Origin of the sequence: Streptomyces sp. NPDC047081, assembly GCF_040643775.1 — a bacterium.
Lineage (GTDB): Bacteria > Actinomycetota > Actinomycetes > Streptomycetales > Streptomycetaceae > Streptomyces.
Genome location: NZ_JBEYUY010000011.1, coordinates 176,915 through 197,854, shown reverse-complemented (window position 1 = coordinate 197,854; position 20,940 = coordinate 176,915). Strand labels below are relative to the sequence as shown.

19 protein-coding genes are annotated in these 20,940 nt (G+C 70.8%); 6 read left to right on the top strand and 13 right to left on the bottom strand.

Annotated elements, in window-relative coordinates; translation table 11 throughout:
• Positions 1 to 99 precede the first annotated feature (99 nt).
• From ABZ848_RS22730 to ABZ848_RS22720, 3 genes are read right to left on the bottom strand one after another with little or no spacing between them, the layout of a single operon-like run.
• The gene (locus ABZ848_RS22730) at positions 100 to 1,149 is read right to left on the bottom strand and encodes a Zn-dependent alcohol dehydrogenase (RefSeq protein WP_360834510.1); all 1,050 of its coding nucleotides are present in this window, start codon (positions 1,147 to 1,149) and stop codon (positions 100 to 102) included.
• Positions 1,149 to 2,297 carry an acyl-CoA dehydrogenase family protein gene (locus tag ABZ848_RS22725; protein ID WP_360834508.1) on the bottom strand — a complete coding sequence of 383 codons (1,149 nt, stop codon included), beginning with the start codon at positions 2,295 to 2,297 and terminating at the stop codon, positions 1,149 to 1,151. Before ABZ848_RS22725 ends, ABZ848_RS22730 begins: the two co-directional genes overlap by 1 nt.
• 51 nt (positions 2,298 to 2,348) lie before the next feature.
• Positions 2,349 to 3,263, bottom strand: coding sequence for an SDR family oxidoreductase (locus ABZ848_RS22720; protein WP_360834506.1), 915 nt, complete (start codon positions 3,261 to 3,263; stop codon positions 2,349 to 2,351).
• A gap of 84 nt (positions 3,264 to 3,347) precedes the next feature.
• Here ABZ848_RS22720 and ABZ848_RS22715 point away from each other — a divergent pair, with 84 nt between their 5' ends.
• On the top strand, positions 3,348 to 4,274 hold the full coding sequence (locus ABZ848_RS22715; RefSeq protein WP_360834504.1) for a cyclase family protein: 927 nt from the start codon (positions 3,348 to 3,350) through the stop codon (positions 4,272 to 4,274).
• On the opposite strand, the gene ABZ848_RS22710 is transcribed toward ABZ848_RS22715, so the two are convergent.
• Positions 4,271 to 5,263, bottom strand: a complete 993-nt coding sequence (locus ABZ848_RS22710; RefSeq protein ID WP_360834502.1) for an AraC family transcriptional regulator — start codon at positions 5,261 to 5,263, stop codon at positions 4,271 to 4,273. The two genes, ABZ848_RS22715 and ABZ848_RS22710, sit on opposite strands and share 4 nt — an antisense overlap.
• A 124-nt stretch (positions 5,264 to 5,387) precedes the next feature.
• Between ABZ848_RS22710 and ABZ848_RS22705 the strand changes: the two genes are divergently transcribed.
• Positions 5,388 to 6,443: a saccharopine dehydrogenase NADP-binding domain-containing protein gene (locus ABZ848_RS22705; RefSeq protein ID WP_360834500.1), complete on the top strand. Its 1,056-nt coding sequence runs from the start codon at positions 5,388 to 5,390 to the stop codon at positions 6,441 to 6,443.
• 425 nt (positions 6,444 to 6,868) lie between these two features.
• On the opposite strand, the gene ABZ848_RS22700 is transcribed toward ABZ848_RS22705, so the two are convergent.
• The 4 genes from ABZ848_RS22700 to ABZ848_RS22685 all read right to left on the bottom strand — a co-directional run bounded on the left by ABZ848_RS22700 (position 6,869) and on the right by ABZ848_RS22685 (position 10,978).
• Positions 6,869 to 7,330, bottom strand: a complete 462-nt coding sequence (locus ABZ848_RS22700; protein WP_360834498.1) for an ATP-binding protein — start codon at positions 7,328 to 7,330, stop codon at positions 6,869 to 6,871.
• Positions 7,331 to 7,724: 394 nt separating this feature from the next.
• Positions 7,725 to 8,642 carry an acyl-CoA dehydrogenase family protein gene (locus tag ABZ848_RS22695; protein ID WP_360834496.1) on the bottom strand — a complete coding sequence of 306 codons (918 nt, stop codon included), beginning with the start codon at positions 8,640 to 8,642 and terminating at the stop codon, positions 7,725 to 7,727.
• A gap of 3 nt (positions 8,643 to 8,645) precedes the next feature.
• On the bottom strand, positions 8,646 to 9,782 hold the full coding sequence (locus tag ABZ848_RS22690) for an acyl-CoA dehydrogenase family protein (protein WP_360834494.1): 1,137 nt from the start codon (positions 9,780 to 9,782) through the stop codon (positions 8,646 to 8,648).
• A complete protein-coding gene (locus ABZ848_RS22685) occupies positions 9,782 to 10,978 on the bottom strand; it encodes an amidohydrolase family protein (protein ID WP_360834492.1) in 1,197 nt (398 codons plus the stop codon). Before ABZ848_RS22685 ends, ABZ848_RS22690 begins: the two co-directional genes overlap by 1 nt.
• A gap of 85 nt (positions 10,979 to 11,063) precedes the next feature.
• Between ABZ848_RS22685 and ABZ848_RS22680 the strand changes: the two genes are divergently transcribed.
• The gene (locus ABZ848_RS22680; RefSeq protein ID WP_360834490.1) at positions 11,064 to 12,584 is read left to right on the top strand and encodes an AMP-binding protein; all 1,521 of its coding nucleotides are present in this window, start codon (positions 11,064 to 11,066) and stop codon (positions 12,582 to 12,584) included.
• Here the strand turns inward: ABZ848_RS22680 and ABZ848_RS22675 are convergent.
• The gene (locus ABZ848_RS22675) at positions 12,568 to 13,074 is read right to left on the bottom strand and encodes an EF-hand domain-containing protein (RefSeq protein ID WP_360834488.1); all 507 of its coding nucleotides are present in this window, start codon (positions 13,072 to 13,074) and stop codon (positions 12,568 to 12,570) included. The genes ABZ848_RS22680 and ABZ848_RS22675 overlap by 17 nt on opposite strands.
• Positions 13,075 to 13,238: 164 nt before the next feature.
• Entirely contained in the window at positions 13,239 to 13,619 is a 381-nt protein-coding gene (locus ABZ848_RS22670) for an STAS domain-containing protein (protein ID WP_360834486.1), read from the bottom strand.
• A 317-nt stretch (positions 13,620 to 13,936) separates the two neighbouring features.
• On the opposite strand from ABZ848_RS22670, the gene ABZ848_RS22665 reads away from it, so the two are divergent.
• Both ABZ848_RS22665 and ABZ848_RS22660 read left to right on the top strand, forming a co-directional pair.
• The gene (locus tag ABZ848_RS22665; protein ID WP_360834484.1) at positions 13,937 to 14,503 is read left to right on the top strand and encodes a sigma-70 family RNA polymerase sigma factor; all 567 of its coding nucleotides are present in this window, start codon (positions 13,937 to 13,939) and stop codon (positions 14,501 to 14,503) included.
• 125 nt (positions 14,504 to 14,628) lie between these two features.
• Positions 14,629 to 15,900 carry a zf-HC2 domain-containing protein gene (locus ABZ848_RS22660; RefSeq protein WP_360834729.1) on the top strand — a complete coding sequence of 424 codons (1,272 nt, stop codon included), beginning with the start codon at positions 14,629 to 14,631 and terminating at the stop codon, positions 15,898 to 15,900.
• Positions 15,901 to 16,071: 171 nt separating this feature from the next.
• Here the strand turns inward: ABZ848_RS22660 and purU are convergent, their stop codons facing one another.
• Complete coding sequence (purU, locus tag ABZ848_RS22655) at positions 16,072 to 16,941, bottom strand: formyltetrahydrofolate deformylase (protein WP_360834482.1); 870 nt, start codon at positions 16,939 to 16,941, stop codon at positions 16,072 to 16,074.
• Positions 16,942 to 16,997: 56 nt separating this feature from the next.
• Positions 16,998 to 17,498, bottom strand: coding sequence for a hypothetical protein (locus ABZ848_RS22650; RefSeq protein ID WP_360834480.1), 501 nt, complete (start codon positions 17,496 to 17,498; stop codon positions 16,998 to 17,000).
• A gap of 117 nt (positions 17,499 to 17,615) precedes the next feature.
• On the opposite strand from ABZ848_RS22650, the gene ABZ848_RS22645 reads away from it, so the two are divergent.
• Positions 17,616 to 18,923, top strand: a complete 1,308-nt coding sequence (locus ABZ848_RS22645; protein WP_360834478.1) for an ABC transporter substrate-binding protein — start codon at positions 17,616 to 17,618, stop codon at positions 18,921 to 18,923.
• Between the two features lie 43 nt (positions 18,924 to 18,966).
• Here ABZ848_RS22645 and ABZ848_RS22640 read toward each other — a convergent pair whose 3' ends face one another.
• Positions 18,967 to 20,721: a hypothetical protein gene (locus tag ABZ848_RS22640; protein ID WP_360834476.1), complete on the bottom strand. Its 1,755-nt coding sequence runs from the start codon at positions 20,719 to 20,721 to the stop codon at positions 18,967 to 18,969.
• Positions 20,722 to 20,940 lie beyond the last annotated feature (219 nt).

Below are 20,940 nucleotides of genomic sequence, written 5' to 3'. Positions count from 1 at the left end.
GCCGCCACCGACAACGCCCGAACCCTTTTCCGCACCCTGTGGACAACCGTCCGCAAGCAGTCGCACCTCGCGACCGGCCGCACCCCGCCCGGCACCCGCTCAGAACGTCAGGACACCCCTGGCCACCCGCCCCGCCTCCGCGTCCCCCACCGCCTTCTCGAAGTCCTCCACCGGATACGTCTCGGTCACCAACTCGTCCAGCAGCAGCCGTCCTTGACGGTAGAGCTCGGCGTACAGCGGTATGTCCCGCTGCGGCCGCGAGGACCCGTACCGGCAGCCGAGGATCGACTTGTCCAGGAACATCGAGGAGACGAGGAAGGAGGCCTCCGCGGTGGCCGGCGCCGTGCCCAGCAGCACGGCCTGCCCATGACGGTCCAACAGGTCGACCGCCTGCCGGACCAGCTCCACCCGCCCGACGCACTCGAAGGCATGGTCCACCCCCGTGGGCAGCAGCTCCCGCACCCCGTCCGCCGACCCCAGGAAATCGGTCGCCCCGAACTGCCGGGCCACCGCCTCCTTCCCGGGATTGGCGTCCACGGCGACGATCCGCGAGGCCCCCGCGATCCGCGCCCCCTGAATGACGTTGAGCCCGATCCCACCGGTCCCGATCACCAGTACGGAATCCCCCCGGTCCACCCGCGCCCGGTTGAGCACCGCCCCCACCCCGGTCAGCACCCCGCACCCGATGAGGGCCGCGGAAGGCATCGGAATGTCCTTGGGAATCCGTATCGCCTGCACGGCCTTCACCACGGTCCGTTCGGCGAAGGCGGAGTTGGAGGCGAACTGGTACACGGGCCGCCCGCCCCGCGTGAACGGCTGCCCCGGACGCCCGATCGCCTTGCGGCACATGGTCGGCCGCCCCCGGTCACAGTCGGCGCAGGTACCGCAGTTGGCGAGGGTGGACAGCGACACATGGTCCCCGGGCGAGACATGCGTGACCCCGGCGCCGACGGCCTCCACCACCCCCGCGCCCTCATGCCCCAGCACCACAGGAACGGGAAAAGGTATGGTCCCGTCCACCACGGCCAGGTCGCTGTGGCACAGCCCGGCCGCCGAGATCGCGACCAGCACCTCGCCGGGCCCCGGATCCCGTACGTCCAGGTCCTCGACTACCTCGACCCGCTTCCCGTCGTACACCACACCGCGCATCAGACGACCCCCTTGGGCTCCCTGGGCAGGCCGAGCACACGCTCGGCGATGATCGTGCGCTGAACCTGGTCCGAGCCCCCGTAGATGGTGTCGGCCCGCGAGAAGAGGAACAGGTGCTGCAGGGCGTCGAGTTCGTACGACACCGAGGCCGACCACTCCCCGGGGCCGACGCTCGCCACGGCGCCCCGCACCGCCATCGCCAGCTCCCCGAGCCGCTGGTGCCAGCCGCCCCACAGCAGTTTGGCGACGCTCGGCGCGCCCGCGTCCCCCGAACTCCCCAGCGTCCGCAGGGCGTTCCACCGCATGACCCGCAACTCGGCCCACTGCCGCACGAGCCGCTCCCGCACCACGGGATCCGCCACGGCACCGGAGCCGAGGGCCGCCCTCAGGACCTCCCCCAACTCCTTCGCGAATCCGACCTGTTGGGCGAGCGTGGAAACCCCCCGCTCGAACCCGAGCAGGCTCATGGCGACCTGCCACCCGGCTCCCTCACCGCCCACGACGTGCTCCACGCGCGCGCGTGCCCCGTCGAAGAAGACCTCGTTGAAGTCGCTGGTCCCGGTCAGCTGCCGGATGGGCCGGACCTCGACGCTCCCCGGCTGGTCCATCGGGACGAGCAGGAAGCTGAGCCCGTGGTGCCGCCGCGAGTCCGGTTCCGTACGGGCCAGCACGAAGCACCAGTCGGCCTCGTGGGCGAGCGAGGTCCAGACCTTCTGCCCGCTGATCCGGTAGTACGCCCCGTCCCGCACGGCGGTGGTCCGCACCCCGGCGAGGTCGGAGCCGGCGTCCGGCTCGCTGTACCCCTGGCACCACAGCTCCTCGCCACCGGCGACCGGCGGAAGGAACCGCGCCTTCTGCTCCTCGCTGCCATGGGCGAGAAGGGTGGGCGCCAGCAGGTTCTCGCCGATGTGCCCGGACCGGGGAGGCGCACCCGAGCGGGCGTATTCCTCCGCCCAGACGACCTGCCGGGTGAGGCTCGCGACACGGTTCCCGTAACCGGCCTCGGGCCACCCGAGCCCGATCCACCCGGCTTTGCCAAGAGTCCGTTCCCAGGTACGACGGTCCCGGTCCGGCCCGACATGCTCGGAGAGCCACTCCCGGGCCTCGGTCCGGAACTCCTGGTCCCCGGAAGCAAATGCGAAGTCCACGCGGATCTCCTCGGTTGGGCGTCGGGCCGATTCGATGGGATTCAGGCCGAGCTATTGGGCGTTGGGCCGAGCGCCTTCCTTCGCGGCCCTCTCCATGGCCGCCAACCGCTCCAGCATCGGCATCGGATCCACCCCCACCGACCCCGGCAGGAACTCCGCGATCCGCTCCGGCGTCCAGGAACCCTCCGCGTACGCCGCCCGCAACTCCCGAGGCTGGGCCCAGACCGCCAGCTTGGGCCCGGCGATCGTGTAGACCTGCCCGGTGATCCCCTGCTCCCGAGCCCGGTCGGACAGCAGATAGACGACCAGGGCGGCCACGTCCTCCGGCTCCCCGATCTCCGCCAGCTCCATGGGCACGTTGGCCGACATCCGCGTACGCGCGACCGGCGCCACGGCATTGGCGCTCACCCCGTACTTGTTCAGCCCCAGCGCGGCACTCCGCACCAGCGAGATGATCCCGCCTTTGGCGGCACTGTAGTTGGCCTGCGAGACCGACCCCTGATGGTTCCCACTCGTAAACCCGATCAAGGTTCCGGCCCGCTGCTTCCGCATGACCGCCGAGGCCGCACGGAAGACCGTGAAGGTGCCCTTCAGATGAGTGGCGACCACCGGATCCCACTCCTCCTCGGACATGTTGAACAGCATCCGCTCGCGCAGGATCCCGGCGACGCACACCACACCGTCCAGCCGCCCGTACGTCGACACCGCGGTCTCGACCACCCGCGCCCCGCCGGCCATCGTGGACACGTCGTCGGCCACCGCCACCGCGTCCCCGCCAGCCGCCTCGATCTCCTTGACGACGCCTTCGGCGACCTCGCTCGTCGGCGACGCCCCGTCGACCGAGACGCCGTAGTCGTTGACGACGACCTTGGCCCCCTCGGCCGCCGCGCCGAGCGCGACCGCGCGCCCGATCCCGCGCCCGGCGCCGGTCACGGCGACGACCTTGCCTGCCAAGAAGTTCCCCACGCCCGGCCCCTTCCCGCGGTTTCTGACGGACCGTTAGATTTTATGACCCGTCAGATGCCAGGAGACAAGCCCCGGGGAGGGCCGATGTCGCTGCCCACCGAATTCCACGAGATCGCCAAGCGCGTGAACAACTGGGGGCGTTGGGGAGCCGACGACGAGATCGGCACCCTCAACCTGATCACCGACGAGGTGGTCCGCGAGGCGGCCGCGACCGTCCGCACCGGCCGCCGCGTCCCGCTCGCCCTGCCGCTGAAGCAGGACGGCGTGCAGACGGGGATGATCCCGGGCCGCGTCAACCCGCTGCACGCGATGGTGCAGATCAACCAGGAGCTCTTCGGCCCCGGCACGGTCGCGTGCAGCGACGACGCCGTGACCATGGGCCTGCAGTCGGGCACCCACTGGGACGCGCTCGCCCACGCCTCGCACTCGGGCAGGCTCTACAACGGCCGCCCCACCGCCACCGTCACCGCGCACGGCGGCGCCGAGTTCAGCGGCATCGACAAGCCGCGCCACGTCGTCTCGCGCGGAGTCCTGCTGGACGTGGCCCGCGCCCTGCACAAGGACCGCCTCGACGGCTCGCACGCGGTCACCCCGGAGGACCTGGAGGCCGCCGAGGACCTCGCCGGCACGCGCGTGCGTGCCGGCGACATCGTGCTCGTACGGACCGGCCAGATCCAGGTGTACCTCGCCGGCAACAAGGAGGGTTACGGCTATCCGTCGCCCGGTCTCTCGGTGCGCACCCCGGAGTGGTTCCACGCGCGGGACGTGGCCGCCGTCGCCAATGACACCCTCACCTTCGAGATCTTCCCGCCCGAGATCGAGGACCTGTGGCTGCCCGTGCACGCCCTCGACCTGGTGGAGATGGGGATGCTGCAGGGCCAGAACTGGAACCTGGAGGAGTTGTCCACAGCCTGTGGAGAAACCGGCCGGTACGCGTTCCTGCTCTCCGCGATGCCCGAGCCGTTCGTCGGCGCAACGGGAACCCCGGTGGCCCCGGTGGCCGTTCTCTAGTGCTCCGGCCGCACACGTTCGCCGGATCCCGTGGCGCGACGGTCGGCGTCCGTGGCGCCAGGATCCGCGGACGTCGACTGGCGGCGGTACGCGCCGGGCGTCAGGCCGTGCTCCCGCTTGAAGGCCGTGCCGAACGCGAACTCGGATGTGTATCCGACCCGGTTGGCCACGGTCTTCAGCGGAGCATCGTAGTCGCGCAGCAGCCGGGCCGCGGTGGTCATACGCCACCAGGTCAGGTACGACAGCGGTGGCCGGCCCACCAGGGTGGTGAACCGCCGGGCGAATGCCGCTCGGGACAGCCCGGCCAGTGCTCCCAGCTCTTCCACCGTCCACGGCCGATGCGGGGCGCCGTGAATGCCCTGGAGTGCGGCGTGGACGGCCGGGTCGTGCAGGGCCGCGGTCCAGCCGGTGGTCGCATCGTGCCGGGGCCGCTCGTCGAGCCAGGCCCGCATGACGTACAGCAACAGGGCGTCGAGCAGTGCGGGCAGCAGGGCGTCACTGCCGAGACGGGGCTCCGCCAGTTCGGTCGCGAGGAGGTCGGTGGCTCCGCGCAGTGACGAGTGCTGTCCGAGGCGGGCCGGCAGGTGAACGAAGTCCGGGAACTCGCCCAGTAGTGGGTGGGGCCGGGCGCGGTCCATGAGGTAGGCGCCGCAGAGCATCACGGTCCGGGACCCGGCCCCGGCGCCGTCGGATTGATCGTCTTGGTGGGGATCGGCGAGCGGCGAGGAGGGGAGGTCGGTCGCCGGCGCGGCGGGATCACCGGCCACGGAGTGGGCACTGCCGTGGGGGAGGAAGGCAATGTCTCCGGCCCGGAGTTCGATCGGTGAGCCGCCCGGAGGGATCAGCCAGCTCCTGCCCTCCAGGACGAGGTGGAAGCCGGCACCGGCGAAGGGCCGGTGGCGTACCGCCCACGGCGCGCGCCGCTCGGTGCGCGCATAGTGCGGCCGTCCCATGCGCATGGCGGCGATCACATCACTGAGCAGGTCCATGCGGCCAGCGTATTCAGATTTTCGGCGCCCGAGACGATCACGTATGCAGAGGAGACGCTGACGCATTAACCATCTCGCCCAAGAGCCATACGCTGCTTCGGAGGCCGTGGAAAGGACATCGGACATGCGGATCGCGGTATACGGCGCCGGTGGTTACACCGGCAAGCTCGTCGTCGCCGAGTTGGCCCGGCGGGACATCGAGACGGTACTGGTCGGCCGGAACGTCGAACGCCTCGGCGAGGCAGCCGCCCGAGCCGGACTCACCGCGGTCGACGGCGCCGCGATACGGCGCGCCGAATCCGGGGACCACGCGGCACTCGTCCATGCCTTCCGGGACTGCTCCGCGGTCATCAACTGCGCGGGGCCATTCGTTCTGTCCGGCGAGGCGGTCGTGCGGGCCGCCATCGCCGCCGGATGCCATTACGTCGACATCGCCGGTGAACAGCGCCACCTCGATCGCGTCTTCAGCGCCTTCGCCGGGCCGGCCGAGGCAGCCGGGGTGACGGTGGTCCCGGGTGCCAACGACGACGGCCTGCCCAGCGACTTGCTCGCTCACCTCGTCGCCGCACGCGTCCGTCCGGTACGGGAACTCGTCATCGGCCTGGAACTGGTCCGCACAGGCGCCATGCCGTCCCGCGGAACTCTCCGGTCGGCACTGGAGAACATCGACACGTTCACCGGCGGCGGCCTCGGTTACGCAGCCGGCCGCTGGCATCCCGATATCGCCGCACGGCGTACAGCACTCACCTTTCCGGACCGCTCCGACCCGGTGCCGGTGGTGAAGTTCCCTCTTCCGGCGGTGGTCACGGTTCCCCGCCACGTCGCGGCACGCCGGGTCGAGGGGGTGGTCCGTGCGGAACTGGCGGCCGCATTCGCCGACATCACCCCCGCGCTCATCGACAGCGTTCCCGAAGGACCGCCCGCGGACAGCCGCCGCACCGCGCGCTGGATCATCGTCGTCGAGGCGACCAGCGAGGACGGGCGGCACGCTCGCGGCATCGCCCAGGGCATCGACATGCAGGGGACCACAGCGGTCATCGCGGTCGAAAGCGCGCGCCGACTCGTTGCCGACGGCGCCAAGCCCGGTGTCCTCGCCCCGGCCCAGGCCTACCCACCCGCCGACTTCCTGGAGTTCCTCGTCCAGCATGGCGTGCGCTGGGGTGTCGATTGTCCAGGATGACGTGGATCGGTGCACCGTCGAGCAGGGCGGCACGGATCGACTTCAGCGCGGCGAGGATCTGCTGTTCTCTGCACCCGCCCCCCCGACTCGTCGACCGGCGGCGCGGCGCCCGCCCCGAACACGGCACCACGCGCCGCCGACCGACCTCGGCGCACCCGCCCCGGCTCCGCCCTGAAAGAAGCCGACGCCGAATCACGACCCACACTCGCCGAGGGCTTCCGTCACCGAAACCCTCGTCGTCCCCTCACGGCGAATCGCTGACCACAAGCGTGATCAAACGGACACGATGCGTCAACACCCGTACGAGGATTTATTACTTACGCCCTATTTGCCGCAGGCGCGCACGGAAGCACACCCCCGGCGCATCGCCTCTCACCGAACGCGGCATGGCAGCGGTTTCTGCAACCGTGCCCCGGACGTGACGGTCACACAGCCTCGAAGGCCAGCCCCTCGTACGCCGTAACGCCACCGGTGTAGGCGGCCGCGCCCTCCGCGGGCCGGTCACAGCGGTCCAGTTCGCACCAGATGCGCTTGCCCGCGCCCTCGGGGCTCCAGCCCCAGCGGTCGGCGAGCCCGTCCACGAGGGCGAGTCCGCGCCCGCCGGTCGCCTCTCCGTCCACACAGCGCGGCACGGGCGCCCGGGAGCTGGCGTCGGCCACCTCCAGGCGCACGGTGGCCGTCTCGGCCGCGACGCCGGGCAGGGACAGCCGCAGCACGGCCGGACAGCCCGTGTGCACCACGGCGTTGGTGACCAGTTCGGAGACGAGCAGGATCAGCGTCTCGGCAAGCGGCTCGTCGACCTCTATGCCGGACCCGGCCAGGCGCGAACGGGCCCACCTCCGGGCTCGCCCCACCTCAGCGGGGTCGGGCCGGACTTCCAGCTGCACCTGAAGCACCTGCACCGCTCACACCATCCGAACCGGCGGACACATGACCTCGCGCCACGCACACACCGCAGCGAGGGCCACGATCGTAGCCATTTTCTGCATGGCCAGAACAACGGCCAGAGCAAGGGTCACGGAACGTGAATCCCTTACGAGACAGCATGGTTGACGTACAGTCACCCCAACAAGCGCTTCGGGCATATTCCAGCGCGAAGGAGTACCCGTGCGGCATACTGTGCGACGCTCTACGCGGGGAGTCGAACAGGCCAGTTCCACTCGCATCCAACAGAAGGTACCGGAGCGGGCAGCCGACTCCAGGACGTGACGGGTCACACGTAGGACACAACCCGATATCAACGCTCCGTAATTCCGGTATGCCACAATCCGCGACATCCCCTCAGCCGACCAGCTCGGCGGCGAGCAGCTCCTCACTCTCGGTGCCCCCACCACCGCGCTGAGCCCGCACCCAGGCCCGCTTCAGCAGCAGATGCACCTCGCTCTCCCAGGTGAACCCCATCCCGCCATGCACCTGAAGACAGTCCCGGGCCCCCCGCACTGCAGCGTCATCGGCAAGCAACCGGGCAGCGGCGATGTCACCCCGCTCCCCGGTCACGGCAGCGGCATACACGGCGGCCCGAGCCACCTCCACCCGCACCAGAATCTGCGCACACAGATGCTTGACGGCCTGAAACCCCCCGATCGGCTGCCCGAACTGCTCCCGAGTCCGCGCATGTTGCACGGCGATCTCACAGGCCCGCGAGGCAGTACCAAGCTGCTCGGCAGCGGTGAGCAACACGGCAACGGGATCGACCGCAGCAGGAGCCGGCACCCGATGCAGAGGCGTCAACGGATCCACTGACTTCAGAGCTACGGCCCCCTCGGCCCCCCGCCGCACAACATCAGCCTCGTCCATCCACTCCACGATCCGCCCATCGGCAGCGGCGACGACAACGTCCCCTTCGGCGGCCCCAGGCACAACCCCAGCAGCAAGGTGCGTGGCAACAAGCGGCCCAGGCACAAGAGCCCGCCCAGCCTCCTCAAACGCCAACACGGCTTCGGGCAACCCGAGTCCGACCCCGCCTTCGGCTTCGGACAACCGCATGGAGAAGAAACCCAGGTCCCCGAGAGCCCGCCACAACGTCCGATCCAAACGAGGCTCAGGGCCAGCGCCCCTCAGGGGCGCGGGGCTGTATCCATTTGCGGCTCCGCCGCGGGGCGCGACAAGCCACGACGAACCGCCAGCCGCCCGACGACCTATCGCGGCCCGCACCGCATCGCGCAACTCCCCCTGCTCCTCGGTCAGTTGAAACCGCACAACTCACCCCCTCCCCTTCGGCAACCCAAGAATCCGCTCAGCCACGATGTTCTGCTGAATCTGCGAGGTCCCAGCGGCGATGGTGTACGACAGCGACGACAGCCGATCGAGCACCCACGCCCGGTCGAGGTCAAGCGCATCCACCCCCAGCACATCGGCCGCAGCGTCATACAGCTCCTGCCGAGCATGCGAGTACCGCAACTTGAAAACCGAACCCCCCACCCCCGGCACCCCGCCAGACACCTCCCCCTCGCTGACATTCCACTGCGTCAACCGCCACAACGCACGGAACTCCGCGTTGAGTCGGCCCAGCCTGCGCCGCAAAACCGCGTCGTCCCACCGCCCGTTCCGCCGAGCCTCCGCCGCAAGCTCCCCCAACACCCGCCGGCAGGCGACGACCTCCCCCACGAACGCCGTACCGCGCTCGAAGGACAGCGTCACCATCGTCACGCGCCACCCGTCGTTCTCGTCCCCCACCCGATTCCCGACCGGCACCCGCACGTCGTCCAGGAACACCTCGGCGAACTCCGCGGACCCGGCCAGAGTCCGCAGCGGCCGCACGGTGACCCCCGCCGCGGACATGGGCATCGCGAGCCAGCTGATCCCCCGATGCTTAGGCGCATCCGCGTCCGTCCGCACCAACAGCTCACACCAGTCGGCGACTTCCGCATGCGAGGTCCAGATCTTCGACCCCCGCACCACATACTCGTCCCCGTCCCGCCACGCGCGCGTGCGCAGTGACGCGAGGTCCGACCCGGCGTCCGGTTCGCTGAACCCCTGGCACCAGACCTCCTCCCCGCGCAGGATCGGTGGCAGCCACCGCGCCCGCTGCTCCGCCGTCCCTTCCGCCGCGATCGTCGGCCCGGCATGCAGCAGCCCGACGAAACCGGCACCCACATAAGGCGCGCCCGCCTTCTCGGTCTCCTCCAGGAAGATCAGCCGAACCGTCGGCGACGCGTCCCAGTGGACGTCGGCGTACCCGGCGTCGTACAGCATCCGCTGCCAGCCCATGTCGTACGCCCGACGCGCGGGCCAGTCGTCCGGCGACGGCTTCTCCGGCAACGACGGCAGCGCCTTGCCGAGCCACTCCCTCAACCGCGCCCGGAATTCCTCCTCTTCGGGCGTGTACGACAGGTCCATTAGCGGTCGAGGTCCAGACCCAGCATGCGGATCGCGTTGCCCCGCATCAGCTTGTAGACCGTCTCGTCGTCGAGGCCCTTCACATGGTCGAGGGCGACCTCCTTGGTGTGCGGGAAGGTCGAGTCGACGTGCGGATAGTCCGTCTCGAAGGTCGCGTTGTCCCGCCCCACCACATCCAGCGAAGCGACCCCGTGCTTGTCGCGGAAGAAGCAGCAGAACATCTGCCGGTAGTAGTACGTCGACGGCGGCTCCGGGATCAGATCCCGTACGCCGCCCCACGCACGGTGCTCCTCCCAGACGTCGTCGGCGCGCTCCAGGGCGTACGGGACCCAGCCCATCTGCCCCTCGGAGTAGGCGAGTTTGAGCGTCGGGAACTTCACCAGGACTCCGCTGAAGAGGAAGTCCATCATCGAGGCCATGGCGTTGTTGAAGCTCAGCGAGGCCTGTACGGCGGGCGGCGCGTCAGGCGACGCGGCCGGCATCTGCGAGGACGAGCCGATGTGCATGTTGATCACCGTGCCGGTCTCCTGGCAGACCGCGAAGAACGGATCCCAGTAGCCGGAGTGGATGGACGGCAGCCCGAGATAGGTGGGGATCTCGGAGAACGTCACCGCGCGCACCCCGCGCGCCGCGTTCCTCCGGATCTCCGCGACCGCCAACTCCACGTCCCACAAGGGGATCAGGCACAGCGGGATCAGCCGGCCGCCGCTGTCGCCGCACCACTCCTCGACCATCCAGTCGTTGTAGGCGCGCACACAGGCGAGCGCGACCTCCTTGTCGTGCGCCTCGGCGAAGGTCTGCCCGCAGAAGCGCGGGAAGGAGGGGAAGCAGAGGGACGCCTCGACGTGGTTGAGGTCCATGTCCTCCAGGCGCGCCTTCGGATCCCAGCACCCGCGCCGCATCTGCTCCCGGGTGATCCCCTCCAGGGTCATCTCGTCCCGGTCGAAGCCGACGGCGGCGATGTTGCGCTTGTACGGGAACTTCAGGTCCTCGTAGATCCACCAGTCCGTCGGCGGCCCGTCCGGATCCATCGTGATCTGGTACTTGCCCGCGACGTAGGCGAGTTCACCGATCCCGGCGGTCAACGGCTGCGGGCCCCGGTCGCGGTACTTCTCCGGCAGCCAGGTGTCGAAGAGGTGCGCGGGCTCGATCACGTGGTCGTCGACGCTGATGATGCGGGGCAGTTCGCTCGTCATGGTCCCCTCCGCCGAACAGTACGTATCTGATGGTGTGTCAGATAGCATGTCACCTGACGAGTCGTCAGCCAAGCAGGGGGCATACGTGAACGAGACCCCGCACTCCCTGAGTTCCGCCCGCACCCTCTGGGAACTGGTCGCCCGCCGCGCCGACCTCACCCCCGACCGGCCGGTCCTGCTCCAGGACGACCGCACCCTCACCTTCGGCGCCCTGCGCACGCGTGCCGAGCGGGTCGCGGCCGGCCTGTACGACATGGGCGTACGCCCCGGCACGGTGGTCGCCTGGCAGCTGCCCACCCGCATCGAGACGGCCCTGCTCTCCTTCGCACTGGCCCGCCTGGGCGCCGTACAGACCCCGGTCATCCCCTTCTACCGGGACCGCGAAGTCGGCTTCGCGCTACGGGAGTCGAAGGCGGAGTACTTCGCGGTACCGGGGACCTGGCGCGGCTTCGACCACACCGAGATGGCGCGCCGGCTCGGCGCCAAGGGGATCTTCGAGGCGTACGACGGCCTTCCCGACGGAGACCCGGCGGTACTGCCCCCGCCACCCGCCGAGGGCACCTCGGTGCGCTGGATCTACTGGACCTCGGGCACGACCTCCGACCCCAAGGGCGTTCTGCACACGGACCGTTCACTGATCGCGGGCGGCTCGTGCCTCGCGCACGCGCTGCACCTGTCGGCGGACGACGTGGGCTCGATGGCCTTCCCGTACGCCCACATAGCCGGCCCCGACTACACCGTGATGCTGCTCCTGTACGGCTTCCCGGCGGTGATGTTCGAGCAGTTCGCGCTGCCGGACGCGCTGGCGGAGTACCGCAGGCACGGGGTGACGGTGGCGGGCGGGTCGACGGCGTTCTACTCGATGTTCCTGGCCGAGCAGCGCAAGCAGCCGGGGACGAAGGTCATTCCCTCGCTACGACTGCTCGCGGGCGGCGGCGCGCCGAAGCCGCCGGAGGTCTACCACGCCGTGGTGCGCGAGATGGGCGTGCAGCTCACGCACGGGTACGGGATGACCGAGGTGCCGATGATCACCATGGGGGCGCCTGACGACACCGTGGAGAACCTCGCGACGACCGAGGGCCGGCCGCCGGAGGGGATGGACATACGGATCGCGGCGGACGGAGAGGTGCGGCTGCGCGGCGAGGCGGTGTGCCAGGGCTATCTGGACCCGGCGCAGACGGCGGAGGCCTTCGACGAGGAGGGCTTCCTGCGCACCGGCGACCTGGGGCACCTCACCGCGTCCGGGCATCTCGTGCTCACCGGGCGGCTCAAGGACGTGATCATCCGCAAGGGCGAGAACATCTCGGCGAAGGAGATCGAGGACCTGCTGGCCGCGCACCCCGCGGTCGGGGACGTCGCCGTGATCGGGCTGCCGGACGCGGAGCGCGGGGAGCGGGTGTGCGCGGTGGTGGAACAGCCGCCGGGGGCCGGGAAGCTGACCCTGGACGCCGTAACGGCGTATCTGCGCGCGGAAGGGCTGTCGGTGCACAAGCTGCCGGAGCAGTTGGAGGTGGTGGACGCCCTTCCGCGCAACGACACGCTCCGGAAGGTGCTCAAGTACAAGCTGCGCGAGCGCTACTCGCAGGGCTCTACTCAGGGACCGTGAAGTAGCGGGCGAACGCGGGCACGATCTCCGCCTCCTGGACCCTGCCGTCGCCGTCGGCGTCCAGTGCCGCGGCGGCGAAGTCGGCGACCTCCTGGGTCACGCCCAGGATGCGCAGCACGCGCGCGGTGTCGGCGACGGTGGCCGCTCCGTCGGTGTCGGTGAGGTCGAGGGCCGCGTGCAGGAAGGGGCGGGCGATCTCGGCGAACCGGTCGGGGTTGTCGCGCAGCCGCTTGACCGCGCCGGTGACGAACTCCTCGCGGGTGATCCGCTGGTCGCCGTCACGGTCCGCTATCCCGGCCATGCCCTGCCAGAACGCCTCGGCGCCGGCGTACAGCGCCTGCCCCTTGTCGGAGCGCGCCGCGACGGCGAACTCCGCGAGCAGCGCCTTGGCCGCCCCGCTGAAGTCCTCGCGGTCGATGTAGCCGTTGCCGTCCTGGTCGAAGGTGGCGAACCGGGCGGCGATCCTGCGCTCGTACTCGCTGCTGACCATGTCTTTCGGGCCGCCTTACGTCACGTCGGAGGTGGATCGGTGTATCCCGACGGAGCGTACGACGCGCCGGCCCCCGCGGGCGCGGTAAAGCGGCCCTTGTGCCAAGACCGGGGGAATTTTGGGACAACGGTGATGCAGAAGCCCCGGTGGGCGTTACGGCCGCCTCACGCGGAGAGCGGCCCGGCGTCCTCGGTGACGGCTTCCGCCACGTCGCCGTACACGTCGAAGAGGCGGCGGACGCCGAGGGCGCCGAGGACCCGGTTGACGTGCGAGCCGTCGACCGCGCCCTGCGCGGGGAGTATCAGGCGCAGGCTGCCCTGGCAGGAGCGGATCAGCCGGCGGGAGGCGATGAGGACGCCGACACCGCTGGAGTCGCAGAAGAAGACCTCGGAGAGGTCGAGGACGAGGCTGTGACGGCCGTCGGCCACCACGTCGTGCACCCGCTGACGCAGCACCGGAGAGGTCACCAGATCCAGCTCGCCCGACACTTGGAGCACGGTCCAGTCACCCTGCTCGCCGCCGGTCACATAGAACGCCACCACCATGCCCTTCGCTCGCCGGAACCCCCGCAAACGGAAGTCGTCCCTACGCTTCCTTGCAGCGCGGCTGCCCAGCGGCCGTTCCCTGAAACACCGGGCGAGAAACGGAAACCGATCGAAAGAGGCTTGTTTTAGTCGACTTCGATCCTGTTCGATCAGATCTGAACCGGGGTAGGCGAAAGTCCACTATCACCTGCGGCTCTGCCGGGGGCGCGCGTTGCGACAAAGGGGCGTGCGTTGTCGGACGTGCCGACTACATTCGAGGAGACGGTTGGACGCAGGCTTGGCAGAGGCACGAGCGCAGGCACGGGTGAGGGGGTCGTATGGCGAAGAAGGACGCACCGCCTCGCTGGGACCGCAGGATGCAGCAGCGGCTGGCACGCGGTGAGGCGGCCGCCCTCGGCGAGCTCTACGACCGCTTCGCCTCACTGGTCCACGGCCTGGCCCACCGGGTCCTGGGCGACGAGCGCGCGGCCGACGGCATCACGCGCGAGGTCTTCGCGCACGTCTGGGAGCACCCCGAGACCTACGACCCCAAGCAGGGCCCCCTGCGCTCCTGGGTGGCCACGCTGACCCACCGCCTCGCGGTCCAGCGCCTGCGCGCCACCGAGACGGCGGCGCTGGCGGCGGGCGCCTCCACGGAGGAACTGGAGCAGAAGGTCCGCCGCGCCTCGGTGGCCGCCCGCGCGGACTACATCGTCACGTCCATGCCGTCCCCCCTCCGCTCCGCCCTGGAACTGGCGTACTTCCAGCGCCGCGACTACCGCCAGACCGCGGCCGACCTGGGCGTCACCGAGGACGAGGCCCGCCGCCGCCTGCGCCTGGGCCTCCAGCTCCTCTCCACGGCCCACGACGCCGGGGCCCCGCCCGGGTACGGCGGTGCGGTGTGACGGGCTTCGGGGCGCACGACGAGGAGGGGTACGGCGTTCCGGGCATGGCCGGTGGACAGGGTGCCGGTGCGGGTGGGCCGGAGGGCGGCTCCGGCCGGGACCCCGACCAGCCGCCGCGCATACCGATGCCGCGGGCGTCGGTGGAGGACGGCGAGGGTCCAGTGCCGGGGGCCGCCCAGCCGGAGAAGCCGGACGAGCCGGAGAACCCGGAGAAACTGACGGAATCGGGCAAATCGACTCCCGCCCGGTCGGAGGCTCCCGAAGCGTCCGCGTCCGGGCCGCTGGTTCTGGAGCATCGGGTTCTGAAGGCCTTGCTCGGGGCCTGGGCCCTGGCCGCGTGTTCCGCCGAGGAGAGCCTCGCCGTCGAGGAGCACCTCGGGGAGTGCGGGGCCTGTGCCGACGAGGCGCTGCGGTTGCGGGGGGCCGTCGGGCTGTTGCATCCGCCGGAGAGCCTCGATCTGGACCCCGCCCTGCGGACCCACGTGCTGAAGGGCTGCCTCGACCGGCGCCCGCCGCGCATCCCCGTGCCGGAGTGGGCCACGCCGTACGACGCCGAGACCGCCCGCCTGGACGCCCTGCTGCAGGACATAGGCGACGCCGAGTGGCACGCCCCCGTACGCCTGCGCTGGTTCGAGGGCGACGGCCCCACCAGCCGTCGTACGACCGTCGCCGGCGTCATCGCCCACCTCCTCACCGTCGACGGCCTGGTCGCTCTCGCCCTCGGCCTCGACGACCCGCTGGGCGACGTGACCGCCGAGCGCCCGACGCCGACGGCCCGCACGGAGGCGTACTGGCGTACGTCGTACTTCCCGCCGACCCGCTCGGTCCGGGCGCCGTGGCGCGAGCAGACCCACGACCTGGTCCGCACGGTGTCCTTCACCAGCGGCTCCGGCTCCGCGCGCCTGGCCGTCCCGTACGGCGACTTCGAACTGCCGCTGCACGACGCGATGCTGGACCGGGCCTTCGAGTGCTGGGTGCACGCGGAGGACATCGCCGAGGCGGTGGACTACCCGTACGAGCCGCCCTCCCCGCGCCACCTGCACCGCATGATCGACCTGGCGGCCCGCATGCTGCCCGCCGCGCTGGCCCAGCGCCGGCAGAGCGGGTTGGCCGCGCCGGGCCGGGAGAGGCACCTTGCCGTGGCCGGCGGGCCGGGGCGGAGCCTGCGGCTGGAGATCGAGGGGTCCGGCGGCGGCGAGTGGCTGATCCCGCTGGACTCACCGGCGGCGGTGGGCTCGCCGGAGTTCGAGGTGGCGCACGTGGCGCTGGACGGCGTGGAGTTCTGCAGGCTGGCCGCAGGCCATGTGCCGCCGGAGGAGGCTGCGGCGGGGCAGGTGGGCGACCGGGGCGCGATCAGGGATGTGCTGTTCGCGGCGGCGTCGTTGAGCAGGATGTGACATGGCCCAATGTGGGGGCGGGTTCGGTTTCGTGGGCGGCTGCGGGTGCGTGGGGGCTGGTCGCGCAGTTCCCCGCGCCCCTGAAAAGACGGGCTGCTTCAGGGGCGCGGGGAACTGCGCGAGCAACCACGAACCACCCGCAGCCGCCCGAGAACCTATGAACCCGAGCTGTTAGGCGAACACAACCGTCCGTCGCCCATTGAGCAGAATCCTCCGCTCGGCATGCCACTTCACCGCCCGCGCCAGCGCCTGGCACTCCACGTCCCGCCCGATCGCCACCAGCTGGTCCGGCGTCACGTCGTGGCCCACCCGCTCGACCTCCTGCTCGATGATCGGCCCCTCGTCGAGGTCCGCGGTGACATAGTGCGCCGTCGCCCCGATCAGCTTCACACCCCGGGTATGCGCCTGGTGATACGGCTTCGCACCCTTGAAGCTCGGCAGGAAGGAGTGGTGGATGTTGATGATCCGGCCGCTCAGCTGCTTGCACAGGTCGTCGGAGAGGACCTGCATGTAGCGGGCCAGCACCACCAGCTCCACGTCGTTCTCGCGGACCAGCTCCAGCAGCCGCGCCTCCGCGTCGGCCTTCGTGTCCTTCGTCACCGGAATGTGGTGGAAGGGAATGTCGTACGACCCCACCAGCTCGGCGAAGTCGGTGTGGTTGGACACCACCGCCGCGATCTCCACCGGGAGTGCGCCGATACGCGCCCGGAAGAGGAGGTCGTTCAGGCAGTGCCCGAACTTGCTGACCATGAGGACGATCCGCATCTTGTCCTCGGCCCGGTTGATCTGCCAGTCCATGTGGAAGGCGTCACCGATCGCCGTGAAGCTGGCCCGCAGCTTGTCCACCGTCACCGGAGACTCCGCCGAGAAGTGGACCCGCATGAAGAACAGACCCGTGTCGTGGTCGCCGAACTGCTGGCTGTCCTCGATGTTGCAGCCGGTCATGAAGAGGTAGCTCGACACGGCGTGCACGATGCCCTGCTTGTCGGGGCAGGAGAGTGTGAGGACGTACTGCGCGGACTGGGCGGACTGCTCGTTCATGCAGGACAGGGTCCCATACCGGCCAGAACCGAAGGGCAGCCGTCCGCCACGCGGACTTACGCGGACCGCGTCATGATCCGCAGGATCTCCAGCGAGCGCGGCGGCGCGTCCGGGTCGTCCCCGTCGGCCATCGCCAGCCGCACATGCGCGTCCCGCGCCGCCCGCACCGCCTCCGGCCACGCCTGGTGCTCCAGGTACGCGGAGACGGGCGCGTCCGGCCCGACCTGGTGCATGATCCGCAGCACCCGCAGCACCGCGGTGTCGACGAGCGCCGCCTCCTGGGAGTCGCGGAAGATCGTGCCGACGTACTTCTCGGCGGACCAGTTGTCCAGCCAGGTGTCCTCGACCAGTCGGTACACGGCGTCGGTGACGTCCCCGTACCCGTCGACGCCGGCGAGCCAGACCTCTCTCTGGAACCCCGGGTCGGAGAGCATGTGCAGCGCGGAGCGCACATTGCTGCGCCAGCGCCACCACGGCATGTCGTTCAGTGGCATGTCGCCCATGGTGGAGGAGCGACGGCCACGACGGGAAGAGTTCTCCGAGCCTTGCACGGTCATAGATCGTACGTTCTTCCTTTCCGGCGCCTCACCGACCCCTGTAATTCACCTGCGCGTCACCGATCAATAACCATGGGTCATCCCCGGGTTCCGGATGTGGCGGAAGCGTGTGGACCCATGACCGGCAGGCGACTCGACCGCAGCACCTTCCTCCCCACGCACATCCGGCCCGTCAGATCCACCGTCCGCGCGGCGGTGGCGCTGGCCGCGTGTGCGTCGTTCGCCGCCGGCTGCGGGGTCGTCCCCGGTACCACGGGGGGTTCCGGGGACGACTCGATCACGGTCATGACCTGGGCCCCGCAGAACACCGGCGCCACCAACAAGCCCGGCATGCCCGCCTTCGCACAGGCGTACGCCCGCTGGGTCAACGCCCACGGCGGCATCAACGGCCGCAAGCTCAAGGTCCTGACCTGCAACGACCACAACGACAGCGTGACCGCCGCGAAGTGCGCCCGGATCGCCGTCAAGCGGGGCGTCGTCGCCGTCGTCGGCTCCTACAGCCAGTACGGCGACTCCTACCTCCCCGACCTGGAGGGCGCCGGCATCCCCTACATAGGCGGCTACGGCGTCACCACCGCCGAGTTCACCAGCCCGCTGTCCTACCCCGTCAACGGCGGCCAGCCCACGCTGCTGGCCGGCCTCGGCAAGGAACTCGCCGCGGCCTGCGGCCCGGTGACGCTGATACGGCCCGACACCATCGCGGGCGACGAGCTGCCGCCCATGCTCGACTCCGGCCTGAAGGCGGGCGGGCACGCCGACTCGGTCGACCAGCGCGCGGCGGACGACACCACCGAGTACGAGGGGCCCTCGCAGAAGGCGCTCACCGCCGCCACGACCGACCAGGCGAAGAAGGGGTGCGTCATCCCCGCGCTCGGGGACCGCACCAGCACCTTCATGGACTCCTTCCAGCGCGAGCGCGACGACTATCCCGCGGTGAAGACCGCGGCCACGCTCGACAGCGTCGACCAGACGGCGATCAACGAGGCCGGCGGCGCGAGGGGGCCGTACGAGGGCTCGTACATCACCGGCTGGTACCCGGCGTCGACCGACGCGCGCTGGGACCCGATGAAGAAGGTGATCAGCGAGCAGGCCTTCGGCGACAACCGCATCGACCCCGCGGACGCCGGCGTGCAGACGACGTGGATCGCCTACACCGTGTTCAAGAAGGTCGTCGAGTCGCTGGGCGGCGAGGACGTCACCTCCGACGCGATACGGCGCAAGCTCGACGACGGCCTGAAGATCACCACCGGCGGGCTCACCCCGACCCTGCAGTGGGGCGGCCAGGGCCCGCTCGCCAGCATCGGCCTGTCCCGCGTGGTCAACGCCGACGTGACCCTCCAGGCCGTACGGCAGGGGCAGTTGGTGGCGGTCGACAAGGGCTTCGTGAACGTGACGAAGACCCTTCAGGGCGCCGAGGTCGACTGAGCAGCGGGCGGGCGCGGTTACGGCCGCGCCCGCACCGCCCGGGTCACAGCTGGGTCGGCTGGCGCTGGGTCAGGCCGTACGTCTTCGCGATCGTGTTCCACAGCTGGGAGGCCTTGGCCTTCTGCTGGCTCGCCGTGCCGCTCGCTCGGTTGCCGGCCTGGGTCTGGCCGGTGGAGCGGGCCTGGCCCTTCTTGCAGCCCTTCTTGTTGCCGCCCACCTGGTCGGCCCAGGCCGCGTAGTGGTTGTCGGCCGACGCGGAGGCCTGCCAGGCCTGGGTGAGGGCGGTGGTCAGGGCGGCGTGGTCCGGGAGCTCGTCCACGGAGAGGCCGGCCAGGCTGGTGACCAGCTGGGTGCGCTGCTTGGCCGCGGCGCGCAGGTCGGAGGCGGCCGTGTCCAGGTTCCTGCACGCCTTGACGTTCGCGACCGCGGCGATCACCGAGGCGCGGCTGTCGCCGCTCTGGGCGAGCAGCTTGTCCAGGGCGACGGCCTGCTGCTTGGCCGCGTCGGCGGACGGCGAGGCGGAACCGTCGCCGGCCGGTGCCGTGGCGGACACGGTCTGGTTCTTGTCCTGCCCGTCGCCACCGCCCCCGCCGCTGAGCAGCGCGCCGGCGCCGACGCCGAGGACAACGATGCCGATGCCGACGGCGGCGATGAGCGGCACCTTCGAACGGCCGCGGCCACCGCGCCCGCCCCGCCCGTCGTCGTCATGGCCACCGTGCCCGCCGGGCGGGAAGTAGGCGGGCTGGGGCTGCCCGTACGCCGACTGGTGCTGCGGCTGGTGCTGTTCGAAGCGCGGGAGGTGCTGAGTGGCCCCGGCGGGACTGCCGGCGCCGGGCCCGCTGCGGAACAGGTTGTCGAACTCGGCGGGCGTCTGCCGCGTCCCGTCGGTCACCGGCGCGATGTACTGCGTGGCCTGCGAGTCCGGATCGGCGACGGGAGGCAGCGGCCCGGGCCCGGCCTGGGGCCCGCCGTGGGGCGTGTGCCCGAGGAACTGCGTGGCGTCGGACGGGGGCTGTACGCCGACCTCCGGCGGCAGGGCCCCGGGCCCGACCGGCGGAATGAACTGGGTCGCCCCCTCGTCCACGGCAGGAGCGACGGGCGGCAGAAACTGCGTGGCCCCTTCACTGGCGGGAGCGGCGGGTACGGGCGGGATGTACTGCGTGGCACCTTCGTCGGCGGGCGGCAGGGGCGCGGCGCCGGGGGCCGCGTGCTGGGCGGGCGGAAGGGGCGCGCCGTACGTGGTCGGGCCGGTCGGGCCGGGAGGCAGGGAAGCGCCCGGGGTGCCGTAGGCGTCGGTGGCGGGTGCCTGGTGGCCGTACGGCGTCTGCGAGGTCTCCTGGGGCAGCGGCTGGGACGGGATCGCGTCCGGTACCGGGGCGCCCCACTGGTTCTGGTTCTGCTGGATCTGGTTCTGCTGGATCTGGTTCTGCTGGTTCTGCGTCGCGTCCGTGCCCCACTGCTGGGCCGGAGCCGTCGGCCAGGTCTGGTCCTGCTGCTGGGGCGGGGTCTGCTGCTGGTCCGGGCCCCAGGGGGTGCCCCAGGACTGGGCGCCGGGCGGGGCCGAGGCCGGGGCCTGCGGGCCGGGCTGGGGGGCGGGGTACGAGCCGCCGCCGTACGGGCCCGCTTGGGGGCCGCCCTGGTAGCCGTAACCGTTCTGTGGTGGCCCCTGGTGGGTCGGGGTGATGGGCTGGGCGCCCAGCATGCCCGGCAGCAAAGGTTCGCCGCCGTCGGAGGGCAGCACGATGCCTTCGCGCGCCTGGCGCTGCGAGGGCTCCTCGCTCTGTCCACTCTGCGTCACCGGGACTCCTACTAATGGGGGACCTTGTGAATCGTCGGCTCACGCTACCGGGTCCCCCGAGCCGGGTGCCACGCAGCTCAGGCCGCAACCTCCCTCCCTGTGACAGCAGTAACAGCCGCGCTCTACAACGCGCTGTATATGTCCACCTCCTGTCGGCCCACCGGGCACCCAGTGCACGATTCCGCACGGCAACCGGCCGTTTCCCGCAGATTCACGCAA

What these genes read in the sequence shown, in the direction of transcription:
- ABZ848_RS22730 (WP_360834510.1), bottom strand. Translation starts at nt 1,149, where the DNA reads ATGCGCGGTGTGGTGTACGACGGGAAGCGGGTCGAGGTAGTCGAGGAC.
- ABZ848_RS22715 (WP_360834504.1), top strand. Translation starts at nt 3,348, where the DNA reads ATGTCGCTGCCCACCGAATTCCACGAGATCGCCAAGCGCGTGAACAAC.
- ABZ848_RS22710 (WP_360834502.1), bottom strand. Translation starts at nt 5,263, where the DNA reads ATGGACCTGCTCAGTGATGTGATCGCCGCCATGCGCATGGGACGGCCG.
- ABZ848_RS22705 (WP_360834500.1), top strand. Translation starts at nt 5,388, where the DNA reads ATGCGGATCGCGGTATACGGCGCCGGTGGTTACACCGGCAAGCTCGTC.
- ABZ848_RS22690 (WP_360834494.1), bottom strand. Translation starts at nt 9,782, where the DNA reads ATGGACCTGTCGTACACGCCCGAAGAGGAGGAATTCCGGGCGCGGTTG.
- ABZ848_RS22685 (WP_360834492.1), bottom strand. Translation starts at nt 10,978, where the DNA reads ATGACGAGCGAACTGCCCCGCATCATCAGCGTCGACGACCACGTGATC.
- ABZ848_RS22675 (WP_360834488.1), bottom strand. Translation starts at nt 13,074, where the DNA reads ATGGTCAGCAGCGAGTACGAGCGCAGGATCGCCGCCCGGTTCGCCACC.
- ABZ848_RS22670 (WP_360834486.1), bottom strand. Translation starts at nt 13,619, where the DNA reads ATGGTGGTGGCGTTCTATGTGACCGGCGGCGAGCAGGGTGACTGGACC.
- ABZ848_RS22665 (WP_360834484.1), top strand. Translation starts at nt 13,937, where the DNA reads ATGGCGAAGAAGGACGCACCGCCTCGCTGGGACCGCAGGATGCAGCAG.
- ABZ848_RS22660 (WP_360834729.1), top strand. Translation starts at nt 14,629, where the DNA reads ATGCCGCGGGCGTCGGTGGAGGACGGCGAGGGTCCAGTGCCGGGGGCC.
- purU (WP_360834482.1), bottom strand. Translation starts at nt 16,941, where the DNA reads ATGAACGAGCAGTCCGCCCAGTCCGCGCAGTACGTCCTCACACTCTCC.
- ABZ848_RS22650 (WP_360834480.1), bottom strand. Translation starts at nt 17,498, where the DNA reads ATGACCGTGCAAGGCTCGGAGAACTCTTCCCGTCGTGGCCGTCGCTCC.
- ABZ848_RS22645 (WP_360834478.1), top strand. Translation starts at nt 17,616, where the DNA reads ATGACCGGCAGGCGACTCGACCGCAGCACCTTCCTCCCCACGCACATC.